The 23,777-nt window shown below is 67.0% G+C and carries 18 protein-coding genes and 2 pseudogenes; 8 read left to right on the forward strand and 12 right to left on the reverse strand.

Annotation, left to right across the window (positions count from 1 at the left end; translation table 11 throughout):
* The first annotated feature begins 58 nt into the window (after positions 1 to 58).
* From OG936_RS27230 to OG936_RS27260, 7 genes are all read left to right on the forward strand, one after another.
* Positions 59 to 1,237 carry a tyrosine-type recombinase/integrase gene (locus tag OG936_RS27230; RefSeq protein WP_406498138.1) on the forward strand — a complete coding sequence of 393 codons (1,179 nt, stop codon included), beginning with the start codon at positions 59 to 61 and terminating at the stop codon, positions 1,235 to 1,237.
* Positions 1,234 to 3,858 (forward strand): site-specific integrase, encoded by a 2,625-nt coding sequence (locus OG936_RS27235; protein ID WP_327242457.1) that lies wholly within the window; start codon positions 1,234 to 1,236, stop codon positions 3,856 to 3,858. Before OG936_RS27230 ends, OG936_RS27235 begins: the two co-directional genes overlap by 4 nt.
* The gene (locus OG936_RS27240; protein WP_326812619.1) at positions 3,855 to 4,466 is read left to right on the forward strand and encodes a DUF6262 family protein; all 612 of its coding nucleotides are present in this window, start codon (positions 3,855 to 3,857) and stop codon (positions 4,464 to 4,466) included. Before OG936_RS27235 ends, OG936_RS27240 begins: the two co-directional genes overlap by 4 nt.
* A 199-nt stretch (positions 4,467 to 4,665) precedes the next feature.
* On the forward strand, positions 4,666 to 5,277 hold the full coding sequence (locus OG936_RS27245) for a dihydrofolate reductase family protein (RefSeq protein WP_327242456.1): 612 nt from the start codon (positions 4,666 to 4,668) through the stop codon (positions 5,275 to 5,277).
* A 65-nt stretch (positions 5,278 to 5,342) separates the two neighbouring features.
* Positions 5,343 to 6,359 carry a DUF5655 domain-containing protein gene (locus OG936_RS27250; protein ID WP_406498141.1) on the forward strand — a complete coding sequence of 339 codons (1,017 nt, stop codon included), beginning with the start codon at positions 5,343 to 5,345 and terminating at the stop codon, positions 6,357 to 6,359.
* 163 nt (positions 6,360 to 6,522) lie between these two features.
* Complete coding sequence (locus OG936_RS27255; RefSeq protein ID WP_406500631.1) at positions 6,523 to 7,233, forward strand: NUDIX hydrolase; 711 nt, start codon at positions 6,523 to 6,525, stop codon at positions 7,231 to 7,233.
* Positions 7,230 to 7,643, forward strand: a complete 414-nt coding sequence (locus tag OG936_RS27260) for an NUDIX hydrolase (protein ID WP_406498143.1) — start codon at positions 7,230 to 7,232, stop codon at positions 7,641 to 7,643. Before OG936_RS27255 ends, OG936_RS27260 begins: the two co-directional genes overlap by 4 nt.
* A gap of 553 nt (positions 7,644 to 8,196) precedes the next feature.
* On the opposite strand, the gene OG936_RS27265 is transcribed toward OG936_RS27260, so the two are convergent.
* Positions 8,197 to 10,335, reverse strand: coding sequence for a protein kinase domain-containing protein (locus tag OG936_RS27265; RefSeq protein WP_406498145.1), 2,139 nt, complete (start codon positions 10,333 to 10,335; stop codon positions 8,197 to 8,199).
* A gap of 421 nt (positions 10,336 to 10,756) precedes the next feature.
* Positions 10,757 to 11,053: pseudogene (locus tag OG936_RS27270) on the reverse strand (hypothetical protein); the annotation flags it as partial.
* 115 nt (positions 11,054 to 11,168) lie between these two features.
* Here OG936_RS27270 and OG936_RS27275 point away from each other — a divergent pair.
* Positions 11,169 to 11,717: a hypothetical protein gene (locus OG936_RS27275; protein ID WP_406498147.1), complete on the forward strand. Its 549-nt coding sequence runs from the start codon at positions 11,169 to 11,171 to the stop codon at positions 11,715 to 11,717.
* Here the strand turns inward: OG936_RS27275 and OG936_RS27280 are convergent.
* The 10 genes and pseudogenes from OG936_RS27280 to OG936_RS27325 form a co-directional block, all read right to left on the reverse strand.
* Entirely contained in the window at positions 11,665 to 12,360 is a 696-nt protein-coding gene (locus OG936_RS27280; protein WP_406498148.1) for an IS5 family transposase, read from the reverse strand. The two genes, OG936_RS27275 and OG936_RS27280, sit on opposite strands and share 53 nt — an antisense overlap.
* Positions 12,361 to 12,374: 14 nt before the next feature.
* Positions 12,375 to 13,994 (reverse strand): IS4 family transposase, encoded by a 1,620-nt coding sequence (locus OG936_RS27285; RefSeq protein ID WP_406498150.1) that lies wholly within the window; start codon positions 13,992 to 13,994, stop codon positions 12,375 to 12,377.
* A 499-nt stretch (positions 13,995 to 14,493) separates the two neighbouring features.
* Positions 14,494 to 15,933: an NF041680 family putative transposase gene (locus OG936_RS27290; RefSeq protein ID WP_406498152.1), complete on the reverse strand. Its 1,440-nt coding sequence runs from the start codon at positions 15,931 to 15,933 to the stop codon at positions 14,494 to 14,496.
* Between the two features lie 116 nt (positions 15,934 to 16,049).
* A pseudogene (locus OG936_RS27295) lies at positions 16,050 to 16,619 on the reverse strand (hypothetical protein); the annotation flags it as partial.
* A gap of 279 nt (positions 16,620 to 16,898) precedes the next feature.
* Positions 16,899 to 17,216 carry a hypothetical protein gene (locus tag OG936_RS27300; RefSeq protein ID WP_406498154.1) on the reverse strand — a complete coding sequence of 106 codons (318 nt, stop codon included), beginning with the start codon at positions 17,214 to 17,216 and terminating at the stop codon, positions 16,899 to 16,901.
* Positions 17,217 to 17,293: 77 nt separating this feature from the next.
* Positions 17,294 to 18,097, reverse strand: coding sequence for a phosphoadenosine phosphosulfate reductase (locus OG936_RS27305; protein ID WP_406498156.1), 804 nt, complete (start codon positions 18,095 to 18,097; stop codon positions 17,294 to 17,296).
* A gap of 212 nt (positions 18,098 to 18,309) precedes the next feature.
* Positions 18,310 to 18,951, reverse strand: coding sequence for a hypothetical protein (locus OG936_RS27310; protein WP_406498158.1), 642 nt, complete (start codon positions 18,949 to 18,951; stop codon positions 18,310 to 18,312).
* A 185-nt stretch (positions 18,952 to 19,136) separates the two neighbouring features.
* Positions 19,137 to 20,048 (reverse strand): phospholipase D family protein, encoded by a 912-nt coding sequence (locus tag OG936_RS27315; protein WP_406498160.1) that lies wholly within the window; start codon positions 20,046 to 20,048, stop codon positions 19,137 to 19,139.
* Positions 20,045 to 21,913, reverse strand: a complete 1,869-nt coding sequence (locus tag OG936_RS27320; protein WP_406498161.1) for an ATP-binding protein — start codon at positions 21,911 to 21,913, stop codon at positions 20,045 to 20,047. The genes OG936_RS27315 and OG936_RS27320 overlap by 4 nt, the downstream gene beginning before the upstream one ends.
* The gene (locus tag OG936_RS27325) at positions 21,910 to 23,529 is read right to left on the reverse strand and encodes a DEAD/DEAH box helicase (RefSeq protein ID WP_406498162.1); all 1,620 of its coding nucleotides are present in this window, start codon (positions 23,527 to 23,529) and stop codon (positions 21,910 to 21,912) included. Before OG936_RS27325 ends, OG936_RS27320 begins: the two co-directional genes overlap by 4 nt.
* Positions 23,530 to 23,777 lie beyond the last annotated feature (248 nt).

Below are 23,777 nucleotides of genomic sequence, written 5' to 3' on the forward strand. Positions count from 1 at the left end.
TTGTTTACCGACCGTGTCCGGGGCGTCTGTCATGTTCTGGAGTCGGTACGGAGGACGAGTGGCACGGCACGTGGTGGTCGGGGACCTGAGAGTCCAGCAGATCGAGCATAAGGACGGGCGGCGGTCGTGGACGATCGTGTGGCCCGAGGGGACGGTACACACGGAGGCGGACCGGTTCCTGCGTCTGCATGATGGTTCGGGGACGCAGAGGACGTACGCGTACCTGCTGGTGGACCATCTGCGGTGGCTGGAGCGAGAGTGCCTGGCCTTCGCCAAGGTCCAACTGCGGGACTTGGAACGGTACATGGGTATCCTCGGTGCCGAGGTCCGCATGCCGCTCGGCGAGCCGTGGCGGGTCGGCAAGCGCCCCTATGGCCGCTCCGCGTTGTCGACCGCGGCGGCTTGTCTGAAGGGCTTCTACCTGCATCAGTCCGCCCTAGGTGTGAACGGCGAACTCGGCAGGAGGCTCGATAAGTCGCGGCTGCCGTCGCGGGTGGACCGGCGCCGTTCGTTCCTCGGGCATGTGAAGTCGTCGCTGCCCACCAATCCGCTGGCGCCGAAGGGGCCGCACCGCCGGCATCCGAAGATGCTTCCGGACGGCGCTCGGGAGAGGCTGTTGGAGACGGTGAACGCTGCCCGGGACCGGCTGGTTGTCACCTGGCTCGCCGACGGGGGCTTGAGGATCGGTGAGCTGTGCGGGCTATACCTGGTCGACCTGCACCTGCGGGAGAACGCGGCCTGCGGCGAGTGCCGCGCCCCTCACCTGCACGTCTGCCACCGCCCCGGTAACCCGAACCGGGCTGAGGCCAAGAGCAAGCACCCCTGGCGGGTCGAGCACGGCATCGTTACCGGCGGTCTGATCAAGCGGGTCAGCCCGGCGATGGTGCACACCTACTTCGAGTACATCACCACCGAGTACCCTCGCGGCGCCGGGCACGGCATGCTCCTGGTCCAGCTGCACGGCGCCGATACCGGACAACCGTGGGCGCCGGTCGGGGCCCGGCGGATGCTCGGCCGGGCCGGGAAGCGCGCCGGGCTCGGGCTGGTGAAACCCCACGCCTTCCGGCACTCGTTCACGTCCGCGGTTCTCGACGCCGCCGACGGCAACCTGCTCATCGCCCGGGACGCCGGCGGCTGGGCGTCGGCAGCGATGGTGGATGAGGTCTACGGACACGTCGATGTCCACGACCCGGTCTTCGACGCCGCCCTGTGCACGGTCTGGGGTGAGACGAAGTGACGGCGCCGTCACTGCTGCCGCAGCAGGATGCCCGCACGCGACGGGACCGGCTGGAGGTACTCACCGCGCTGATCAACGGGCCCGAGTTCGACCCGGTGCTGCGCGGCGGAGTGCTGAAGATCCCGCCGACGCACCCGGTCTATCCGTGGAGCTGCACAGTCGTCGACTGCGCGCGGCCCTGCTGGCGACGCTACGCGATGTGCTCGGTGCACGCCGAGCAGTGGCAGGAAGCGGAGGCGCGCGGCATGAACCGGGCTCAGTTCCTGCGGACCGCGGAGCCGCTGCCGGCCACGGAGATGCCGGAGGCGATGATGTGCCGGATCTGCCCGCAGCGGCCGGCGTTCAGCCTGCAGCTGGTGCTGTGCTTCCGCCACCGCAACCGGTGGCTGAGCCACCTGAAACGGCACCCCAGCGGGGGCGAGGCGGAGTTCGAACGCTGGCTGGCCGACCAGCCGTCGCTGCCGGGCTACGGTGAGTGCCGAGCGGACGTGTGCGACGAACTGGCCGCCTCGCCGCTGGGGTTGTGCGGCGCGCACGAGCGCGGCTACATCCGGGCCGGGCGCCCGGGAGGGGCGAAGCCGCCGAAGAACTTCTTCGCCACCTACGAGCGTCGTGATCGACCTGTCCCGGTGACCTGCGAGGACGAAGTCGCCTTCCGTGCCTGGTGCCGCTCCCAGCTGCCGGTGCACCGCACCGGAACTGTCAACCTGCGCGGGCTGCGGCCCCTGCTGAGGGCCGAGTTCCAGTGGGGCATGCATGTCCACGGCCTGCAACCCGTCGCCGTGTGGCACCTGACGTGGATGCAGTCGCTCGCGGACGAATGCCAGCGCCGCGACGTGGACTCCCTGGCCGGCCTGGAAGCGTCCGTCTTCCGCCGCGCCTACCACCAGCGCATGGTCCAGGAGATGCAACAGGCCCTGCGGAAGATCTACTTCACCCCCTCCGACACCCGGGACGCCGGCTACGTCGAGACCGAGCACTTCGGTGTCTGCTTCCCAGGCCGCTCCAGCTACGTCGACCTGACCTGCATCACCCAGCGGTGGCTGCGCGACCTGTTGTGGGATCACATTGCCGACGTGCTGCGCTCACCCACCTGCCCGCGCAGCGCCCAGCCGGTGGACTTCGTGCGCCGCGCCGGCGCCGAACTGTCCGCGTTTTTGGAGGCGGAGACGCCGGGCGGCGGCCACGACCCGTCCGTGCTGCGCGGCGAGCACGTCCACCGCTTCGTTGCGGACCTGCGCAACCGCGAACGCCTCGGACTGGCCTTCCGCGGGCAGGCCCGCCTGGACGGCAAAAGGGCGAAGGTCACCGAAAATTCGCGCCGGATGGTGTTCAACTACGGTCGGGCCCTGCTGCGCGGCGCGCTGGACAGCGGCAGCGCCGAGCAGATCGGCCTGGACCGCGCCTTCATCGCCGCTATGCCGGTCGGCGGCCCGGGCACGCCCCGGAGCCGAAACCCCTTCCCAGACGAAGTCGCCCGGGCGCTTGCGGACGAGGCCAACCTGCAGCAACTCGCCGACGGCTACGACCCGCACGACCGGGGACTGAGGGACATGTGGGAGACCATCATCGTCACCGGCCGACGCGCCAGCGAGGTCATCCAGCTCCGCCTGGACTGCATCGGTCGCTACGGCGGACTGCCCCTGCTCTGGCACGACCAGACCAAGGTCGGCAACCTGAACGCGGCCGTCCGTATCCCCGACCCGCTTCTGGACCGGCTCGAAGAACGCCGCCGCAAGACCCTGACCCACTACGCCGACCGGCACGCCGGCCGCCCGCCCACTCCCGCCGAGCGCGCCCATCTGGCCCTGTTCCCCACCGACATCCTCAACCCCGACGGCCGCCGCGCCCTGTCCTACACCTGGTTCCACACCGGATTCCGCAGCTGGCTCGCCGACCTCGACCTTGGCGGTCACTACGTCGCCCACCAGGCCCGCCACACGCTGGCCACCCGGCTGCTGCGGCACGGCGCGACCCTGACCCACATCCGCCGCTACCTCGGCCAGGTCTCCGACCGCATGGCCGAGCACTACGTCCACCTGACCCAGTCGGACCTGGACAACGTCCTCCAGCACGTGTGGGTCGCCGGCCCCGGCACCGCCTACCCCGGCGAACCCCTCACCAGCGACACCACCCCGCTCACCCACGAGCAGGCCCAGGCCCTGGCCATCGACCTCTCCCGCCGCAGCACCCCCGCCGAGGGCGGCTTCTGCACCTTCCAGCCCGTCGTGAACGGCGGGGCCTGCCCCTTCAACCTCGACTGCCACAACTGCGACAAGTTCGTCCTGTCCGGCGCCGACCTCCTCTATTGGCGCCGCAAACGGGAACAGTGGCGGCTGCTGGCCGAAGGCGCCCCGGACGATGCCACCGCCGACTACCTCCACCGCTACTTCGAGCCCACCGCCCGCGCCATCGACGGCCTGGAGAAGGCCCTGGCCGGCCTCGGTCTTCTCGACGACGCCCTCGCCTTGGACCTGCGCAAACCGCAGGACTACTTCCACCGGGTGTGGTCCACCGCCTTCCGCGCCGCAGACCTCGCCCACGCGGGCAGCGACCAGGAGGGCGAATACAGCGATACATGCACAGCCGACGGCAACGACCCCGAACAGGACACCGCATGAACACCGCCTCCGTCCCCGGGCCCCGCACGGCTGCTGCCCTGGCGGTCCGCCGCCGCAAGACCGAGACCGCTCTCCAGCGGGTCCACGAGGCGATCGCCATCATCCGACGCGAGAAGACCCAGGTCAGCGTCGCTGCAGTCGCCCGCCGCGCGGACGTCTCGCGCACCTTCCTTTACGACAACCCTGAAGCCAGAGCCGTGGTCGCTACCGCGATGGCCGAGGCCGGCGAACACCGGTCGCGGCTAATCGCCCAGCAGGACGACAAGCGCGAGGCGACCTGGCGCGAACGCGCACTGAACGCCGAGGACGCCCTCAACACCGCCCACGCTGAGATCCTCGCCCAGCGCACCCGCATCGGCGAACTCCTCGGCCAGATCCGCGACTTGCAGGCCGAGTGGACCGAGGAAGCCATCCAACGGATCACCACCGAGAACACCACCCTCAAGCAGCGAGTCCGCCAGCTCACCACCGACAACCGCACCCTCGACGAACGACTCAAGGCCGCCCGCTCCAATCTCCGCTTCCAAGACCGCCGCGTCGCCGACCTCGAAGCCCGCATCTCCGATGGGTGCGGGTCTTTCGCAGGGACTTGTGACGTCCAGCGATAGATGGCCACGCGCTCCTCGCCGGTCATCCGACCTGCACGTTTGTCGACGGAGCCACGCGGGCTCGCGCAGGCCGCCACGGTCAGCAGCGTTCGGACCGATGAGTTTCTGCGCCCCACGGCGTCTAAGCGGTGGGGACGGTCGCTTCTCCCCGCCGAATAGGCTGAATCGGCCATCGAGGTCGAAGAGAGAGTGGTGCGCGATGAAGCTGGTTGTGCAGGAGTTCCTGACGCTCGACGGTGTCTCCCAGGGCCCGGGGTCCCCGGACGAGGACACCAGCGACGGGTTCAAGCGGGGTGGCTGGTTCGTGCCGCACCTGGACGAGGAGTTCGACCGGCTGGCCGGCACCTGGCTCGGCGAGGCGGACGCGTTCCTGTTCGGCCGCCGTACCTACCAGAACTTTGCGCGGGACTGGCCGAAGATGACCGACCATCCCTCCGCCGGCATCTTGAACGGCCTGCCGAAGTACGTGGCCTCCCACAGCCTGACCAAGGCCGAGTGGAACCCGACCACGATCCTGTCCGGCGATATCCCCGCCCAGGTCGCCGAACTGAAGCGGCAGCCCGGTCGGGAACTGCAGATCCACGGCAGCGCCCAGCTGGCCCAGTCCCTACTGGCAGCCGAGCTGATCGACACGCTGCGGCTCGTGATCGCCCCGGTCGTGGTGGGCCAGGGCCGACGCCTGTTCCCGGACGGCGGCGCACCGGCTGGCCTGCGGCTCGTCAGCCATCAGACGACAGCAGGCGGCCTGTCGGTGCACATCTTCGAATCGACGGGGCTTCCGGAGTTCGGGACCTACGGGGCCGACACGTAGGTCCCTGGTGCCGGACCCTGATCGGAGCTCCCAACCCCGGCGGCAAGTCCTGGGGCGTCCGCGGCATGGCCCGGCCGATCCAGTACCTCGACACCACCGTGCTCGTCGGCACCGTCGAGGTCGAGGACGAGGACGACGGCACCGCTCGCCGGGCTTTCGTGGACGGCTTCATCCTCGTCATCGACAACGAGGGAACTGCTGTCGATCCCGGCTGGCCGCCAGGTCACCATCCTGACCAACGCAGTCGCACCCGCCACGACCAACGGAGCCCGGCCACCAGGCGGCCGGGGCTCCGGCGCGAGATCACTCGGACGGGGACACCAACGGCCCCAACCCCGCGTCGCGGACATGTAGTCTATGCATCGTTGCAGTTCAGAGCCGGTATCCGAGCTCCTGCGGTCGGTAATATCGAGTACAAGCGCGGTGTCGACGCCGGCGTCATCAACCAGGGCCTGTTCTACCTCTCGTGGCTGATGGACCACCGGGCCGAGTTCGAGCGCCTGGTCCGCGACCGGCTCGGGGCCACACCCGCTTCCCAAGTGCTGTGGACCGCGCCCCGACTGGTCTGCATTGCCGGCGACTTCACGCGCTACGACGTGCACGCCGTACGTGAGCACCGGCGCAGCATTGACCTGGTTTGCTACCGACTCTTTGGCAACGACTTGCTTGGCCTTGAGACCGTGGCATCCGTCAGCGGCGGGACACCGGTAGCCCGGCGGGCACGCATACAGGCGGCCGAGCGGGCGGCAGCCAGCGGTCAGAGTACGTCGTTGGTCGCGCTGGGGCGCGCGGTCGACGACGCGCTGCTCGGTCTCGGCGACGGCGTGAACCGCGTCCAGCGCAAGCAGTACCGGGCGTATCAGCGGTTGAGGAACTTCGCCTGCGTCTGCCCGCCTCAGCGGAGCAAGCTCCTCATCTATCTCAAGGCCGACCCGAAGGAGGTCGATCTCGTTCCCGGCTTTACCCGGGACGTGACGGGGCTCGGCCACCACGGGACGGGCGACCTGGAGGTGCAGCTGCGCACCATGAGGGACGTGGAGCGTGCCCAGGATCTGTTCCGTGCGAGCTACGCAGCAGCGTGATCGCTTGACGGCACCTTGGCCGTGAGCGTTTCGCGCTTGGTTTGTGGTCGTCTGGGTGGTGCCTTTCGACGTATGGGCAGGTAGTGGCGGTGGACTAACAAGGATGCGCGGGATCGCCGGTTTGGCTAACACGACGATCCCGCGCTATGTCCGCGCCGGCCCCATGGCCACGCGATGCGCTGAGCGACATGGCCCGCTCGACGAATGGCTCAGCGTCGACGTGGTCGCGCGTTGGAGTGGCCAGTACGCCTGCCTGCTGCAGTCCGCCCTACGCCTCGGCAGCGAACAGTTCGCCGCGCACCTGGGTATCGCCGTGAGGACCGTGGCCACTTGGCACTCCGACGCGTCAGTTGTGCCTCGCAGGGAGATGCAGCAGCTCCTCGACACGGCCCACGAACAGGGTCCCGCGGCTGCGCGACAGCGCTTCGCGCTCCTGCTGGCGAAGGAGCGGGCCCCGGCGGACTCGACATCGTCAGGCGCGCAGGCACTGCGTGTAGCCATCGCGGTGGTCATCCGCGACAGCGATGTCCTGCTGGTGTGCCAGCGCGACGACGACGCTGCCGGGATCACCTGGCAGTTCCCGGCCGGTGTCATCAAGCCGGGAGGCAAGGCGGAGACCGCTACCGTGCGGGAGACCTTGGACGAGACGGGTGTCCACTGCGCGGTCCGGCAGCACCTCGGAAACCGGCTTCACTCCGTGACCGGAGTGCTGTGCGAGTACTTCCTTTGTGAGTACCTGGCGGGCGAAGCCAGCAACGCCGACGCGGTCGAGAACATCGACGTCATGTGGGTCCCAAGAAACTCGGTGCCCCGTTTCATCCCCGTCGATACGATCTTCCCACCCATCCTGGCCGTCCTGGAGGAGCAGACGTGACGCAGCAGAACGCGGAGGAGCGACCGGGCATCGCCGCGGCCATCGTTGTCCACGAGAGGCGCGTACTCATGGTTCGGCGCCGGGTCAGCGAAGGCCAGCTCTCGTGGCAGTTCCCGGCCGGTGAAGTCGAGCCGGGCGAGGCCCGCGAAGACGCCGCCGTACGAGAGACTCAGGAGGAGACCGGGCTGGAGGTGGCCGCCGTGAGACTGCTCGGTGAGCGGATCCACCCGAAGACGGGCCGGCTGATGTCGTACACGGCCTGCGAGGTGATGGGCGGCACCGCCCATGTCGCGGACACCGAGGAGCTGGCCGAGCTCGCTTGGGTCGCCCATGGCGAGATCCCGCGGTACGTGCCGTATGGGCTGTTCGAGCCAGTGCAGGAATTTCTCGACACGGCTCTGCCTGTCTGACTAATCCCATCTCAAAGGGGGGCTGGCTCGTGGTCCCGAGCGAGTGCGTTGTTGTCGTCAGGGGCCGCAGTTGGGATTGGTCGCCGCTGTCCTTTCCTCCGTGGCCGGATTGTCTGTGCACGTGATCGCCGAATTGGTACCCGGCGTCACATCACTAACGGCAGGCGCGATGTGAGGTCCGTTGAGCCGAAGGACGAAAGGGGCCGAGGCTGTTTGTGTGCCAGCTGGGAGCTCAGCCAGTTCGCAGGGACGGAAGCCGGGCAGCGTGGTGTGCCTGTCAGGCGGAGCCTCGGCTGTTCGGACGCATCGATTGTTTTCGACAGGGTGATTGAGAGCCACTCGGGCAACGACTTCGGGAGTCACTCCTTCGTCGTCGAGCTGCTGCTTCGAGAGCCGCCCCAGCCGCTATTCCGACTTCGCTGACGTTACGCTGCGTGGCCGTAACGAAGTTGAGCAACCCTGAGCGAGCCGTGTCGGGCTGCGTGCCTTTTCGTTTCGGCGTCGCCCGACTGCCGACATTTGTTGCTCCCCGGTGGCTTCCAGCCGTTCTGCCTTATGCCCAGATAGCGACTATGGCGGCGCGAGTGCTGGCGTAGATGGTTCCATTGGCCACTGCCAGCCCTCTCACGACAGAGTTGATGGGGAGCGTCCATCGTGGTGTGCCGGTGGCCGCGTCGAACGCTGATACGTGACCATGGCGTTCGCTATCGGTGGGTCCGGATGTACCGCCGCAGGCATAGACCGTTCCGTCCAGCACCGCCAGGGTGTTGATCCACCAGGTGGGGGTGGGGAGCGTCCATCGTGGTGTGCCGGTGGCCGCGTCCACTGCGAACAGGCCGCTGAAGGTGCTGGCATGGAGTGTTCCGTCGGCCACCACCAGCGTGTGGATGGCACGCTCGGCGGAGAGTGTCCATCGCCTTGTGCCGCTGGCCGCGTCGACCGCGAGCACCTCGCCGGCTTCTTCGACTTCGTCGTTGCCGCTTTCGTCGACGGTGTTGCTAGTGGTATAGACCGTTCCGTCGGCTATCGTCAGCGCGTTCATCTGGGAGCCCTTGGGGGTGAGGAGTGTCCATCGAGGCGTTCCGTCAGCCGCATCTATCGCGGACAGTGCGCCGCTCTCGAGACGGTTCTCGCTGCCGACATAGAGCGTTCCGTCGGCCACTGCCAGATACAGCGCGTGGTCCACGACGGATTTGGTGGAGTGCATCCAACGTAAGTCGCCGCTGGCGCGTGCCGCGTAGACCTTTGCCCCGAGTGCGGCATAAACCATCGCGTTGGCGACGGCCAGGGTGCCCGTCAGGATGGGGAGCGTTCGTTGCGGCGTGCCAGTGGCGGCATCCACGGCCAGCACGCCGTCGACGCCGTTGACGCCGTTGACGCCGCTGACGTAGACCGTCCCGTCGACCGCCGCCAGTGAGCTCACCGTGTTGTGGTCCGTGGGGAGCGTCCATCGTTGTTCGCCAGTGGCTGCGTCCAGCGCAAGGATCCCACAGGACCGCCTGAGGGCTTCAGCAGTCTCGGGGTCGGCCTCGATACGGGCCGTGATGTCGTGGCCGGCGCCGACGTAGACCATCCCATCGGCCACCCCCAGTAGTGTCGCCCCGAATATGGGGAACCTCCATCGTGGCGTGCCGGGGGCGGTTTGGTTTGCGCGTGCTTGGGGCTGCTGGCGGAAACCGGTCTCCGTGATCTTCCCGCGCAGACGGCGCCAGCCCCGGAGGGGTTCCTGGAGGGTTTCCGGCGGCAAGGGACCGGCTCCGGGACCCGCTTGGGGCGCGGAGCGACCAGCTGGGCGGACAAGGGCAGTGGTGGCCTCAGTGCTACGGACCTGATGCTGAACGAGCCGGGTGAGGGGCGGGGGAAGCCGGCTGTGGCTCAGAGCGGGGAGTCGTTCGGGGGTGTTGAGTTCGGTGAGGAGTTGCCCCGCCGTGGGCCGCCCAGCAGGGTCTTTGGCCAGGCAGCGCAGGAGCAGGGGACGCAGGCTGTCGGGAACGCCGCTGAGGTTCGGAGTTTCGTGGACGACCCGGTAGAGGACTTCCAGAGGGAGGCCAGTGCCGTAGGCGTGGGTGCCAGTGGTGGCGTAGACGAGAATCAGGCCGAGACAGAAGATGTCGCCAGCTGGGCCGACGGCACCGCCCATGGCCAGTTCGGGGGGAAGGAAGCCTGCGGAACCCACGACGTGGCCGGTGCCGGTGAGAGCGGTGTCGTCCAGAGCGCGGGCGATGCCGAAGTCGATGACACGGGGACCGTCGGCGGTGAGCAGGATGTTGGAAGGCTTGAGGTCGCGGTGGATCAGGCCCGTGACGTGAATGGCGGTCAGTGCCTCGGCCAGCCCTGCGGCCAGCCCGTGCGCGTCGGTCGCGGTGAGGGGCCCGTGGTCCCGGACAGCCTGCTCGAGCGAGGGGCCGACCACGTACTCGGTGGCCAGCCATGGCACCGGGGCGTGAGGGTCCGCGTCGACGACCGTGGCTGTCCAGAAGCCACCGACCCGGCGCATCGCGGCGACCTCCTGAGCGAAGCGCCGCCGGAACTGGGGATCGTGAGCCAGGCTGTCGTGGACAACCTTCACCGCCACCAGCCGACCGCCGGGCGAGCGCCCCTGGAAGACCCGGCCCATGCCGCCCGCCCCCAGCCGTCCAAGTAGGACGAACTCCCCGATCTGACGCGGGTCCGCTTTCTCCAGCGCCTGCATTTATCCCTCCCCCTGTCGAGGAATCCGGATGCAGCCTTCGACCGCGCTTGCAGCGACTCATCGGTTGCTCCCGGCCTCCTCCACTGAGACTAGGTGGCCAGCGACGGACCTGCGGCTGGCCGGTCAAATTAGGTGGGCTGGTTCTCATCCGGATCGCGGCCCCCTCTTTGGCGGGTCGGCTCGCTCGATCAGGTGACGAGGTCTGCTCGTGCCGATTCGGCCGTCAAGGCGACTAGATCCGCATTCACAAAGACACAAGTGGCTCCCGAAGTCGTTGCCCGAGTGGCTCTCAATCACCCTGTCGAAAACACATCGATGCCGTTGTGAGCCGGACGCCCGTGGCCGCGTCCTCGGTCGGCTTCCGGAAGGGTTTCAGTGGCCGCTGTCACCACTGATCGACCTTGCTGATGCGGGCATGCTGTCAGGCGGTTTGAAGCTCTGCGACGAGTCGTGCGGCTTCCCTCCTAGCCGGCTCCAGCCGCGGATCCTCTGGATGAGCACGCGGACCGGTGACTTTCGCGCAGAAGAACAACGCCATCAGCTGGCCGGACTTGGTCGTCAGGTCCGGCCGACGCTCGCTCCACACCCGGTCCGCCAGGGCCGGGACGGCAAGGGAGTTTCCCCACAACGTCGCAGCGTCCAGCCCGCGGGGCGCCAGGCCCCAGTCCTCCCAATCAATCATGCAGAACTCCGGGCCCGTCACGTTCGCCCACGTAAGAAGCCGTATCTCAACCGAACATGATCGCTTGATTCGTGCTGGTCAGGCATGGTCTCGGTCGGGGTGAGGGAGACATCCGGCGTTCTGCTTCCGCTTGTTCCTCGAGGGGTGCGCGATGGCGTCGATGCTGGGGTTGCTGGAAGCGCGGGAAGCGTCTGCCCGCGAGCGGGTGGAGGCCCTGCGGGAGGAGGCGGCCCGTGCGGCTGCGGCCTTGGAAGCCGGCGAGATTGAGCTGGACCGGCGGGTGATCGCACGCGAGGAGCTCGTCGACGCCCTGGCCGCGTCCGCCGCCGAGATCACTGCCGCGACGGAAGCCGAGGGCGAGGGAGGAACGGTGCCCACCCCCGTTCCCGCGCCTGCGTCTGCGTCGGTTCCGGGGGCGGTGGTGCCGCCCTGGCGGGAAGGGCTGGAGGTGTCGGTGCTCTCGCCGGACAATCAGCGGATCTTGAATGTGCTGCAGGACCGGCCGGGTCTGGAACCCTTGCGGGCCAAGGACATTGCGACCGTGATGGGCATCGACACGGCGGTGGCGGCGAAGGTCGAGGGAGTGCGCTCGAAGGCGAAACGCCTGGCCGAGCGGGGCTGGTTGCTCCAGGAGACGTCGGGCGCGTTCAGCGCCGGCCGCAGGCGTGTGGCCTCGCCAGGCGGCGGCCCATCCGCGTGATCATCGAGAACAGGATCATCGCCTCGCTGGTCGCGGGCAGCGTCTCGTAGTCCCGGCACAGACGCCTCGAGTGCATCAGCCAGCTCAGGGTGCGCTCGACTACCCACCGCCTCGGCAACACCACGAATCCCTTCGTGTCGTCGGTCCGTTTGACGACTTCCACGGTCAGGGCGAGTTTCTCGCGGGCCCAGTCGATGAGAGCTCCGGTGTAGCCGCCGTCGGCCCAGACCAGAAGGATGTCCCGGTGCAGCTCGCGCAGCCGGGTCAGCAGGCCGGTAGCCGCTTCGCGGTCGCCCACGTTCGCGGCGGTCACGGCCACGACCAGCAGCAGGCCCAGGCAGTCGGTCACGATGTGCCGCTTCCTCCCGTTGATCAACTTGCCGCCGTCGTAGCCGCGTGAGGCGGAGGGCACCGAGGCGGCGGCTTTCACCGACTGCGCGTCAATGACCCCCGCTGTCGGCTCCGCCTCGCGTCCCTCACGCTCCCGCACCTTCCCGCGCAGCCGGTCATGGAACTCGGCGATCAGCCCGTGCTGCCGCCAGCGGCGGAAGAACGCATAGACCCGCGGCCAGCAGGGGAAGTCTGCGGGCATCGACCGCCAGGAGATCCCGCCCGCGACCAGGTAGCGGATCGCGTCCAGCATCCAATGCCACGAAGTTAAAGCTCAGTTGACATTGTCAAGCCCCCCGGAAAAGGGATCTGGTAGGTACTCGGTGCCGTGCGGATGAGTCGGCCGTTGCGTGCCCAGTAGCAGAGCTGCGCGTTGAAGCCGCTGAGCACACGTCCGGTGACGGTGAGGCCAAGGTGTCCTGCGATGTCGCGGGCGTGCATGGCCTGGTTGAAGTTCTCCGCCAGGATCCGGCAGACCTGCCCCCAGCGGCCGGAGGCGGCCCGGTCTGCGGCGTGCACGGTGGGGAGAGCCGGTGGATGCACGGTGATCACGATGCTGGTGATCGGCGTACTGTCGCGAGGCCGCCCATCGCGGTTCCAGATGTTGTAGCGGGACGTTCCGCACTTGACGATGCGCGCGGACAGCCGCATCCGGCGCTTGGGCAGCAACGCCCGCAGGACACGGGCGCCGATATGGCCTACCAGGTCGGGGCGTCCGCTCGGAGCGGCGGCTGCGGTCGTCCCGGCGACGCTGACGACCGTGTCGCGCGCGGCCTCCAGGGCCACGGTGAAGCCGGCCCGGTCGGGATTGCAGCCGGGCACTGTCTCCACCGCGGTCACCATCATCGAGCGCAGGGCCTGGTAGATGGCCAGGAGTCCCCACATCTCCTGAGTGAGGCCCACCGGGTCCTTCGACCGTAGAACGCGGCCCTTGAGCAGGGTATGACGCAGTGCCAGGTAGGCGGTCTCGATCTCCCAGCGTTCGTGGTAAAGACCGACCAGGCGGTCTGCCGGGTCGGTGCGGTGGTCGCACAGCGTGGTGAGCAGGCGGTAAGTTCCGCCGAAGTCGTCGCCGTCGGCGGTACGGGAGCGGACCTCGGCCTCGATCACCCGCAGCCGAACGCTGCCGATCCGGGTGAGGTAAGAGCCGTCGGGCAGCAGCGTCAGCACCGGCGGGCGCCGGGTGCTGGTGGCACGGATCAGGAACTGTGCTCCCTGGGCCACGATGTCTGCGAGCAGTCTGTTGCTGTCGAAGGCGCGATCCGCCAGCAGGAGCATGTCCGGGGTCAAGTGGTTGACCAGGTCGTGTGCGTAGTCGGTTTCGCCCTTCGAGGCGGGGCCGAAGACGGCGGCGATCAGGCCGCGGGTGCCAGTTTCGCACAAGGTCATCAGCATCAGCCGGGGGTAACCGGAAGGGCCGTGGCGGCGCTCCGTACGGCCGAGCCAGGACCGGTTGCGCTCGTGGTCGGGGACGTTCAGGCTCCCGCAGCCGTCGAAGGCGACCGTCCGCCAGAGGCGGTAGCGCACTCCGGGGGTGGATGGCTGTGCCAACGGGCCCGCCAGCACGTCGAACAGCCGCTGGAGCGGGGCAACGCCGATCCTCCGTCGCAGATCGCGAAGGGCCTTCTCCGAGGTCTGCGGCACCGCAGCGGTCAGTCCGGCCACGAGCTTGCCCCACACCAGCCCGGCGCCGAGGTGCTCGAACAACCCGAGCGCGAGAACGAAGTACACCCCGACGCGTGAGGGGAGACTGCGTAGCCGGCGCTCGCGAGTCCCGGTCTCGTCCAACACCGCATCCACCAGCTCGGTCGGGATGACCTGCGTCAATTCACCGACGTGCCCAGGTGCGAACACGTCATCGATTCCGTACGTGACAGACTGTGTCACAGGGCCTCTGTTCTCTCAGGAAGATCTTGGTCGATCCCCTGGATAGCAGAGGCCCGCCTCATGCGGCGCTCGGCTTGACAATGTCAACTGAGCTTTAACTTCGTGGCATTGGTCCAGCATCTGGCGATGGCAGTAGCCCTCGGGCTGCCCGCCCCGGCCCTCCAGCCAGGACGGCGTGGGCAGCAAGGGCCGCACCACCGCCCACTCCTCGTCCGACATGTCCGACGGATACCGCGGCTCCCGCTCGGGATGATCGGCCGCGTTGCCGTACACGTGCGCGAGACAATCACACGGTGGGGTGCCCGAGTTGAAGTCAGCGGGCGCGGACGCGTACAACAACGACACCAGGGCCTCCCGGCACTGCTCGGTTAGATTCGCATCCCCGAGCTACCGAGGGGCCCTGCCTTCATGCGCGTACCGCCGGAAAACACCCGACCAGGAACCCTGTTCGATCCACACGTTCCATGATCGGTTGAGATACGGCTTCTAAGCTTTCCGTTTAACCTGCGGCGGTTCGATGTGCGGTGAGGCTCTCGGCGCGTTTCACGGTCTTGCCGACGTCGTGATGGGGTGCGACCTTGCGGTTCTTCGATCCGGAGGGACGCCCGGGGCCGGGTCGGGAGGGTTGCGGAACACTGGCGGGGCGGGTCGTGGTCGCGCGGATGTTGCGGAACCCTCGCCGGACTCGGGCGGGAGTGAGGCGGCGGGGTGGGGCCGGTCGCTCCCAGGGCCTTCGGAGGTCCTCGGCGAGCGCGCGGGCGAGGTGGATCTGGGTGTAGGCGGCGATGATCAGCCAGGTCCACAGGTCGGCGGTCTCGGGGCTGCGGACCTTCGGCCTGGTCCAGCCGAGCGTTTGCTTCATGAGCCGGAAGGTGTGTTCAAGATCGAATCTGCGGAGGAAGGTCCGCCAGATCCGGTCCAGGTGGGCACCGTCGACGCCGGGGGCCGAGGACCACAGCCAGACGGGCTTGGGGTCGCGGTCGCCGGGCAGGTACTCGACCTTCAGGCGGATCAACGTGCCGTGAACGAGGGGGAGTTCACCGTCGTGGTCGAGCCAGGGGCCACGGTGGGTGAGGCGGGGATGCATCCGGTTCCAGGCGGTGGCCTCGGTCTTCCCGTAACGGGTGGTGTCGGTCGTGGTGGTGGTCTCCGGCTCGTGCCAGCTGTCGGGCTTCTTCAGGGTGAAGACCCCGCCGTGCTTGCGGGGCTGTCCGCCCCGTGGACCGGAGCGGCGCTCGCCGGCGTCGCGGAGCATGACGCGGTCCGAGCGCAGGCGCCCGGCCACCTCAACGGGTAGGTCGGCCAGGACATAGGCGAGGCGGGTGACGTCGTAGCCGGAGTCCATGACGATCAGGATGTGCGGATCGCCGGGCTTCCAGTGCCCGGCGCGGACCAGCCGCCCCACGACTTCACGGAGCTGGGCGGCGGTGACCGCGGTCGCGTCGTCGGCCGGTCCGAGCCGGACGGCGTCCAGGACCCGCGTCCACGAGGTGCGGCCCGGCTCCAGGGCGGCGACAAAGGAGTAGGGCCAGCCCGGGATGCGCTGATCCGCACTGCGGCCACGCCCGTAGACGTGGCAGAACAGCCGGTCAGGGCTGGTAGGGGCGTCGGGGCGCAGCCAATTGGAGACGTCCACGGCCAGCGCGATACGCCCCTCCGATGTACGCGGGATCGGCAGGCTGTCCAGGACGCGGCGCAGACGGCGTGGCTCCAGCCAGCCGGAGTTCAGCGCGTCGTACATCGCGCCGTGCCCGCGCCGGTGCTCGGCCGCGAGCGTCAGCTCGACCAGCGACTTCACCGGGCCGTCCGCGCACAGCACCGCGTCGGTCAGCTCGAAGAGCGCGTCCGCGCGGGTGTAGAGGCAGTCGTAGAACTCGATCCGGAAACGGGACAACACGGACAACGGCTCGACGTCGGAGACCTGAACCGGAAGACTCATCACAGCGGCCGTTCTCTCGCGCTCTGTTACTCGACATCTCAAAGCGTGAGGGGCGGCCGCCCCTGCTGTCACGGAAACATCGCATTTCAGCAGGCCACTGCGTCAGCGAGGTTAAACGCCAAGCTAAGATCGGCATGAGCGGGACACCAAGTGTCCACCTTGGTGGTGGGCACCTCTGGGAAGACTTCGCGGATGGTGGCGGTCACCAGCTCTTGGGTGATGGTCTCAGTATCTGGTGTGGCTACCCGGGGGGTGCTGTGCGCGGCGAGCGCATCCAGAGAAGCGTTCAAGGCCGTCCACCACCCTTCCGGCAGTGCGGGATCGTTGACCACGAGAGCGGCGTGCCCGACTGGTGAGGCAGTGACCAGTTCCATCTCATCGGCCCTCCACATCACCGGCTCCTCCGGCTCCCGCCAGGCACACGCCGCGTACCACCGGGGCATAGTGACGCCGCTCAGGACCGCAGAGGCTTCCGGGCCGTTCCAGCCCTGGGCGCCGATCCGGTTGAACCCGCGCCTCTCGACACGCACCCATGTGTCACGGTCCGTCCGCGCCCCGAGGGAACGACGCTTGCGTACCGCGGTTTTCCGGTCCAGACGGACCTGCAATGACCGCTCCACATGGTCCAGCACCGCATCGACCGACTGCCGGCGCAGGTCAACAGAATGGGGCCCAGGCAGCGTCATGAAGGGACCGTAGCAACCTGCGCCGTCCTTGCGATGAAGATTGGCACAACGCCGCCGTCGTACTCAGATGTCAGGCCACATGTAACGCTCACGCCCCTGCGTCGCCGGCCCAGATAAGTGCGTCCAGGACATCGGTCGACGGCTTCTGTGTCGATAGAGCCTGATTTCCTTCGCTTGCGGCCGCCGCTGAGGGATGGCGCCCGACGGAGGCCGGTCACGCTGCTGTCCGTGACTCATTCTCATGACGAGTCGTGGGCTGACCAGCGTTGCTCCGGCAGATTAGCGGTTGCCCGTCCAAACGATCCGGTGGGCGAAACCGCCCCGGTCCCGCGCTTTGGCCTGGCGAATATTTTCCAGTCCTGTTGAGTCCATGCCCAGGTCCGCAGCGAGTGCGTGCACGACTTCCAGCACATCAGCGAGCTCCTCCAGAGCCGCCGACTCTTCCGCAGAGAGGAACTCAGTGACTTCCTCGTTCAGCTTTTCCCGTAGCCTTCTGCGGTATTCCTCGGGTCCAGCGATGTATGTGGTCGGCTGGGCCCCATCAGCCTGGATGATTTCAGGGACACGATCCCTGACCAACTTGCCGTTAGCGTTCACTTGCTCCCTCTCTTGCTCTGGCCGCCGTAGGCGCACCAGCGCGGCCCGTTCCCCGCTAATGCCCTGCCACGATCGTGTCAGGTCATGCACCAGCCGGAGTCACAAGTTCCCTCATCATCATTGGCCTCGATGGCAGTCGGCTCCGCCTCCTCGGGGATGGCTATCGGGAGCGGGATGCCGTACCTCGTCAAGTACACCGCATCCCGCCCGAGCCCGGCACGACATTGATTAATCGTCTCCTCCAGCCGGACTGACAGGGCGAACAGTTCAGGCTCATGTCGGCGCTGATGGCGCCACGCGCCGACCGTGCGGAAGGGGCAGAAGAAACATGCACTCTTTGGCGGCACGGGCAGGCCGGCGTTAGTGATGATGCGTTCGCAGTCGTCCCTGCGAAGTCCGAGGTCGAGAAGGGGGTATTCGATCTCCTCGTGGGCCTCTTTCCGTCGGCGGTTGGCCCGATGGATCTCGTCGAGAGAAATGCCGATCCCCACCCCTGCGGGGTGCTGCGCGCTGGCGCCGTGTTCGCGGAGCCACCGCCCTATGACCTTGATCTTGAAGTCGGCCGTGCAATTGCGGCGGCCCGGAGCGCCGTTCGCCATGCGAACCGGGATGGGGATCGATCGGGTGTCGGGTCGGTTCAGCCGCTGCATGAGCGTTTCGGTGGCTCCGTCGCGACGATGTCGCTTGAGTTCGTGGATTTCCAGTCCCGCACGGGTGGCGTACGGGACGGCAACCTCGCGAATGTAGGCGAGCGTTGCTGGGTGCTCGCTGTCGTCGCCGACATTGGCGAAGAGGAAGGTGCGGAAGTCGATCTCTCGGCGAGCGGCCAGCACGAGAAGCGCGGTGGACTGAACTCCACCGCCGTAGGAGATGACCTTCACGAGTGGGTCCCCTGCTCGCGCAGGGGCGTCCGTCCGCCAGTGTGGGCCGGCCACGCGGCAGTGCGGGTGTGGCGGGGCATAAGAGCCTCCTGTGTGACAGTCGGAACCTGACGTGAGAGACTCTATGCACTATGCGAGGCTCTATCAACTGTTTCTCTCACTGGAAGGCGTGCAGATGCGGGGTTGGGCGCAGTCGCTTGTTGGGCAGGGGCCTACCGAGTCGGGCGGATGATCACGCTGTGCCCCTCGGAGAGCACCTGCGAGATGAAACTGATGGCTTCGTCGCGCTCCGAACTTGAGAAACTCCGGGCTGGCGGGACGACCTTCTTCGCTGACCGGGGGGCGGCTGGTTTGCGGCCTCTAGGCTTTTGGGGAGCCTGCTCGCCGGACCGGAGCCGCTCAAGTTCATCTGGTGCGATGGCGCGGTCCCGTTCTAGAGCGTCTGCCTCGATCGTGTCGAGCAGCCAGAGAGGAGACCTGGAGAGAACGAGATCGGCCTCGACGATCTGTTTGCGGTTTCGCCAACGAGATACGGTCTGCTGGTCGACGTCGAGGAGCTGTGCGACTTCCTTGATTCCTACGATGATGGGAAGCACCTTAGGGTCGTCGACGTGGTACCCATCATGGATGCTCGCCCGGTACTGATCGAGGCGCTGTGCGGTGGCTTGTCGGCCCGCGTGGCCGTCGAGGCGGAGAACAGTGTCGAGCAGCCAGTAGGGGTTACCGGAAGCAATCACGTCAGGTTTGGCTAGTGTGCCGTCGACGCGCCACTTTTGCGAGGTTTGGCGTGCGACGCCGAACAGGTCGGCGATTTCGGCATGTCCCAGCAGGTATGGGGTCCGTGCCGCTGCCATGTCCCGGTACCTTTTTCGCTTCACTCGACACGATGAGGCCCTGGCCGTCTGCAGGGCGGATCAAAGGTATCGCGCGGGTCCCATCCGTGTTGGACTACGGCTCGTGCATTATGCGATCCGGGGCAGCACGCGGAGCGCTGAAGGTTCGCGTGCTGCCTGGTGGAACGCATGCGCGCTGGGTCGTACTACGTGAGTTCTTTACCCTGGCGAATCTCCCAGGGGCCGACGGGTACGAGATGGACCTCGTCGAAGTAGCTCAGCCATGCTGCGATGGTCTCGACTGTCCGCTTCGCCTGCTCGACTGTGCATCCCTCCGCGGCCACAAGTTCCGCCTGTGCGTCGGCCAGGTTTATGCGGCCCGCTTCGGTCAGCGCCTGCAGTTCGGGCATGGTGTGCAGCCGGGCCAGGACAGCCCTTCCGAAAGCTTGCTCGGCAAGTCCGGGGCCTACGTCGAGGTGCGCGAGATCGCGGAGCACGCCGGCGAGTACGTCGCTGCCAATGTGCTGGTGGTGCCCGTTGTAGACGCGGTAGAGGCGTTCTGGATTCCGGGTCTCCGGAAGCCATCGCTCGGGCTGCTCGTCCTGGCCGGGTACGACGACTCGGGGGCTGTCCTCGTCTGCCAGCATGAGGTTTGCCTGCTCGCGCATCTGCTGGGCCAGTTCGAGTGTCCCTGGCACGGAGCCGGCGTTGATGGCCGTGAGTACGCGCTGCACTTCGGGATGGGCGGCGCCCAATTCGACCAAGAGCTCGATGTTCGCTGCGGGAACACGGCCCGTCGCTTTGCCCGTCAGGTTGGCTGATCCCACGAGGTAGCGGCCGTCGGCTGCGTACAGCTTGGCGTGCAGGTTGTGACAGAGCATGACGGAGGCGCGGCCGTCCCCCGCTGCCAGCTCGGCGATCTCCGGGTCAGAGACGCCTGCGGCCACTTCCGGCACGGACCACCGGGTTACACAGGTGATCTGTTCGACGCCGGCCGGGATGACGTCGAGCGCCGCCTGGAAAACCTCTTTCTTGATGAAGGGGGCGATCAGGATTACGCGGTGCGTCGCTGTGGCGAGGAGCTGTTCGATTTGACGCCAAACGTGGTCGGTCGTCACTCGTCGTCCTCGTCGTCAGCGTCGCTGGCTCCGAGGAATTCGCTGGCGAAGCGTCCCCAGTCCTGGCGCATTCGCTTGGCGCGTTCGCGCGGCTTCTCTGGTTGCTCGTCCTCGAATCGCGCCCAGGAAATGAGTAGGAGTTTGAAGGCTTTAGCGGCGGATGCCAGCCGTTCCGCGAGCTCTTCGCGGCTGGCTCCGTCGATGTCCTGGTCAAGCACCGCGACCAAGTCGCTGTAGACCGGGTGGTCCATGTTGAGGGCAACTTGGAGCATGCCGGGGATGTACTCGACGTTGAAGAAGGCTGGGGAGTCAGGGTTGCGACTGGTCAGCAGCCGGATGTGCTTGCCCTGAGACATGGTCTCTTCAATGATGCGCTGGGCATCTGCAGGACTGTAACGGTGCGTTTCGACCAGGCTCTCGTACTGGAGCTGCTTGCTCTCCTCCTCCGTGGATTCCTCAGCGAGTTTGTCGGTCAGGCTGGGCGGGGCTTCCGTGCGGCGACGCTTGACTGCTTCCTCGGCCTGTACCTCGGCGACCTCGTGCCGCTTACGGCTCGTCCCCGTTCCCTGAGTCTGGTCTGCCAGATCAGAACGCAGCTTTCCGAGCAACTTCTCGCGGATGTGGTAGACGATTTCGATGAGTGGCAGGCGCCGGTCGCCCTCCTCGCGAAGGGTTTCTCTAAATTCTTCGTACGACAGCCCTGCGGCTTCCTCGCGCCAGTTAAAGTTGGCCAGTTCAGAGAAAATCAATGCGGACTGTTTGTTATTCGTGACGCCGAAGACCTCGTCGAGAGCCGGGGGGAAGTCGATTTCCACCCCCCACCACCGTTCTTGCGGTTCGTAGGTGTTCGTCCATCCGGTGTCGAGATCGAGCTCGCGGTCCGAGCGGATGAGGGAGATTCCCAGGTTCTTGGATGCGTGCTTTCCCCACGGAGTTTCGCCAGGTTTCAGACTGGGCGACACGTTCCTGGGCCACGGCTCGCCCGGCATGTCTGTGCGGCGGGCGGCCTCAACCGCGATCGAAGACCGAACGAAGACCGGGTGTTCGTTACCGTCCACGCCCTTGACCAGGAATCTCTCAACTCCGATTTGGCCGGTGTTGCCAGCCCCGTGGGCACGGAACATGGGCCTGGTATCGAAGGGGGGCGGGGTGGAACTTGGCGCCATGAGGTAAAGGGGGTCGTTGGGGCGGGTGTCCCGGGCCCCCTTCAGCTCTGCCCAGCCGCGCAACGGTACAAGCTTGATCCGCTTTCCGTTGGTGATGAGGCGCCGGTAAACACGCCCGATCAGGTGCTCGGTGTTCGTGATCGTGGTCTCGGCTCCACGCCACTGCACGCGTTCAAGCCGGCTCCACTGCACCAGGGTGCCTGAGCTGCCCAGCCCTTCGGCGAGCGCCTGCCATTCAGTCGGCAGCGCATCGTGCTTGGGCTCAGGTACCTCTTCGAGCCCTCTGGCGATCTCGCTCAGATCAAGGTATGTGTGCAGGGCGTTGTCTGGGCCTTCTGTCCAGGACCAGACGTCGACACGGTCGCACTGAGAAATGCTGGAGTTGGGAAGACCAACACCGAAGCGCCCTATGCCTTTGCGTTCCTGTCGGGTGCCAGCACCGAAGCGCAGCGACTGTCGAAGGGTTTCGGGCCCCATGCCGTCTCCGTTGTCCAGGACGGCGATCTTTTCGACACGGTAACGGGCACGGTGGGTAGGGCGATCGGTCGACTCAACGACGAAGAGTTCGACAAGGTCGGCGTTGGCTTCGAGGCCGTTGTCGATGAGTTCCGCGATGGCATGCGCTGTCGACTTGTAGCCGCTGTCCTGTAGGGCTTTGACTGTCAAGTCGGAGGTGACGATCGAGTACTTGGATGTCATTGGGCCTTCCACACGTCCTCCCAGTTGGTGAATGCTTCCGCTACGTCCCCAAAGCCTGGGAGTTCAGGGTCGATGACGGTGACGATGTCGCAGGTGGGGGTTCCGCCGGCCTTCGGCCCGCGGATGACCCGTCCGACCATCTGGCTGTAGAGCACCAGGGAACGGGTGGGGCGGGCGATGACAGCGGCGCTTGCCGCTGGGGCGTCGAAGCCAGTGGTCAGAACGCCAAAGTTCGAAAGGATCATGGGCCGGACACCTGGCCCCTTGAAGCGGGCGATGGCTCGATCACGGTGACGCGTGGGGGACTCGGCCGTCACCTGGTCCGCGTCGAGGCCGAGTGCTGAGAGGATCGCGACGAGCAGGCGGCTGTGCTCTACCGAGGCAGCGAAGAGCAGGATCCGGCGGTGGCGCTCGCTGAGGTCAAGCACAGTGCGCACGACCTGCAGATTCCACTGCACGTTGTCCGCGAGCCGTGCCATCAACGCGTCTGGGATATCGAAGGAAGCGGCAAGGGCCTGCTGGTCCCGAGCGCTCAGAAGCGTGCCGGAGTTAGCGGCCACGGTGCTGAAATCGGGGCGCGCCAGGTAACCCTGTTCGATCAAGGCCGTGACAGGGTTGTCGTACCCATCAATTTCCAACATCACCTTCTGGCGGGCGAAGAAGTCCGACAGCTTCTCGTCCTCAGCGATGTCGGCCCATGTTCGACCGGGGGTCGCGGTCAGACCCAAGAGACTCGAGTCGCTGCGAAGCGTGAGTGCCTCAACGACCCTGCGATAGGTCGGAGCGATAGCCTGATGGGCTTCGTCGAAGGTGGTGAGGGTGGTGTGCAGCCCGAGGCGGTCGAGGAAGGTCGGATCGGCGTTTGCGGCGGCGCTGGCCTTGTCGAGGCCGAGGATCACGATTCCGTCCTCGATGCCATCGAGGTCCGCCGGCGCATCGCCCCACATCCGCGCCACTGCCACTTCCCGGTTGCCGAGCATGGTCCACGCCTGCTCGAACTCTGCCGCCGCCTGCTCTAGCAGCTCCCGGCCCCTGGCCAGCCACACCACCACACTCGGCTCATGGCGACGAAGGTGGTCACAGATGATGTTCATGGCCGTTCGGGTCTTGCCGACGCCGGTAGGCAGGTGCAGCACGACCCGGCGCTCTCCGGAGTAGAGCATGCGCTGTGCACGGTCGGCAGTGCGTCGCTGGTGGGGAAACATCCCATACTGCGGCACGGCGAAAGTGCGGGACGTGACTGGCACCTCGGGGGCCCTGTCTACGACGAGGCCGAGGAAGCCGAGAAGCGTACGGCGTTGTTCGAGCGACCAGGGCAGCGTCGCGAGGAATTCGTCAGGACGCGTATGACCTACACAGCCAAGGCGGTCAGCCAGCTCTGTGCGCTTATCCTGGGGCATGAGGTCCAGGAGCCGTGCCCGCTCCAGCGGGTCGCTGACGAGCCGCTCGGGCGAGACAGCTGAGGCTGCTACCTTGCGCAGCGCCTCATCCGACCCTTCTCCTTGGTGTAGCAGTTCCAGCAGGTCACAGGCGTGCTCGCCGAGAAGTTCGCGCACGTAGGAGAGCGGCGCGCCGTTCAGGATGGCTGCAAAGGCGATGCCAGGGGATCCGGTCATGGGGTGGTCCGGCCTGTCCGCCTCGGGACACCAACACCTTCAGAGTCTTCGACTCCCACCCTCAGCCCCTGATCCTTTGTCCGCCGGATAGAGCCGCGGCGCACATCCAGCTCGCACCGGGCCTCGTGATCAAACCCTAGCTGCGCCCGCCCGCCGCTGGGACCGGTCTACCGGAACCGCTGCTCCTCCGCCTTCCACGTCCCAGGGGAGCCAGCGACGCCAACGCTGAACTCGTGCCTCACACCCAG

Origin of the sequence: Streptomyces sp. NBC_00846 (assembly GCF_045207325.1) — a bacterium.
Lineage (GTDB): Bacteria > Actinomycetota > Actinomycetes > Streptomycetales > Streptomycetaceae > Streptomyces.

Coding starts and splice junctions, on each gene's coding strand:
- OG936_RS27240 (WP_326812619.1), top strand. CDS start 3,855: ATGAACACCGCCTCCGTCCCCGGGCCCCGCACGGCTGCTGCCCTGGCG.
- OG936_RS27245 (WP_327242456.1), top strand. CDS start 4,666: ATGAAGCTGGTTGTGCAGGAGTTCCTGACGCTCGACGGTGTCTCCCAG.
- OG936_RS27250 (WP_406498141.1), top strand. CDS start 5,343: ATGGCCCGGCCGATCCAGTACCTCGACACCACCGTGCTCGTCGGCACC.
- OG936_RS27255 (WP_406500631.1), top strand. CDS start 6,523: ATGGCCACGCGATGCGCTGAGCGACATGGCCCGCTCGACGAATGGCTC.
- OG936_RS27265 (WP_406498145.1), bottom strand. CDS start 10,335: ATGCAGGCGCTGGAGAAAGCGGACCCGCGTCAGATCGGGGAGTTCGTC.
- OG936_RS27275 (WP_406498147.1), top strand. CDS start 11,169: ATGGCGTCGATGCTGGGGTTGCTGGAAGCGCGGGAAGCGTCTGCCCGC.
- OG936_RS27280 (WP_406498148.1), bottom strand. CDS start 12,360: ATGCTGGACGCGATCCGCTACCTGGTCGCGGGCGGGATCTCCTGGCGG.
- OG936_RS27290 (WP_406498152.1), bottom strand. CDS start 15,933: ATGAGTCTTCCGGTTCAGGTCTCCGACGTCGAGCCGTTGTCCGTGTTG.
- OG936_RS27310 (WP_406498158.1), bottom strand. CDS start 18,951: ATGGCAGCGGCACGGACCCCATACCTGCTGGGACATGCCGAAATCGCC.
- OG936_RS27320 (WP_406498161.1), bottom strand. CDS start 21,913: ATGACATCCAAGTACTCGATCGTCACCTCCGACTTGACAGTCAAAGCC.
- OG936_RS27325 (WP_406498162.1), bottom strand. CDS start 23,529: ATGACCGGATCCCCTGGCATCGCCTTTGCAGCCATCCTGAACGGCGCG.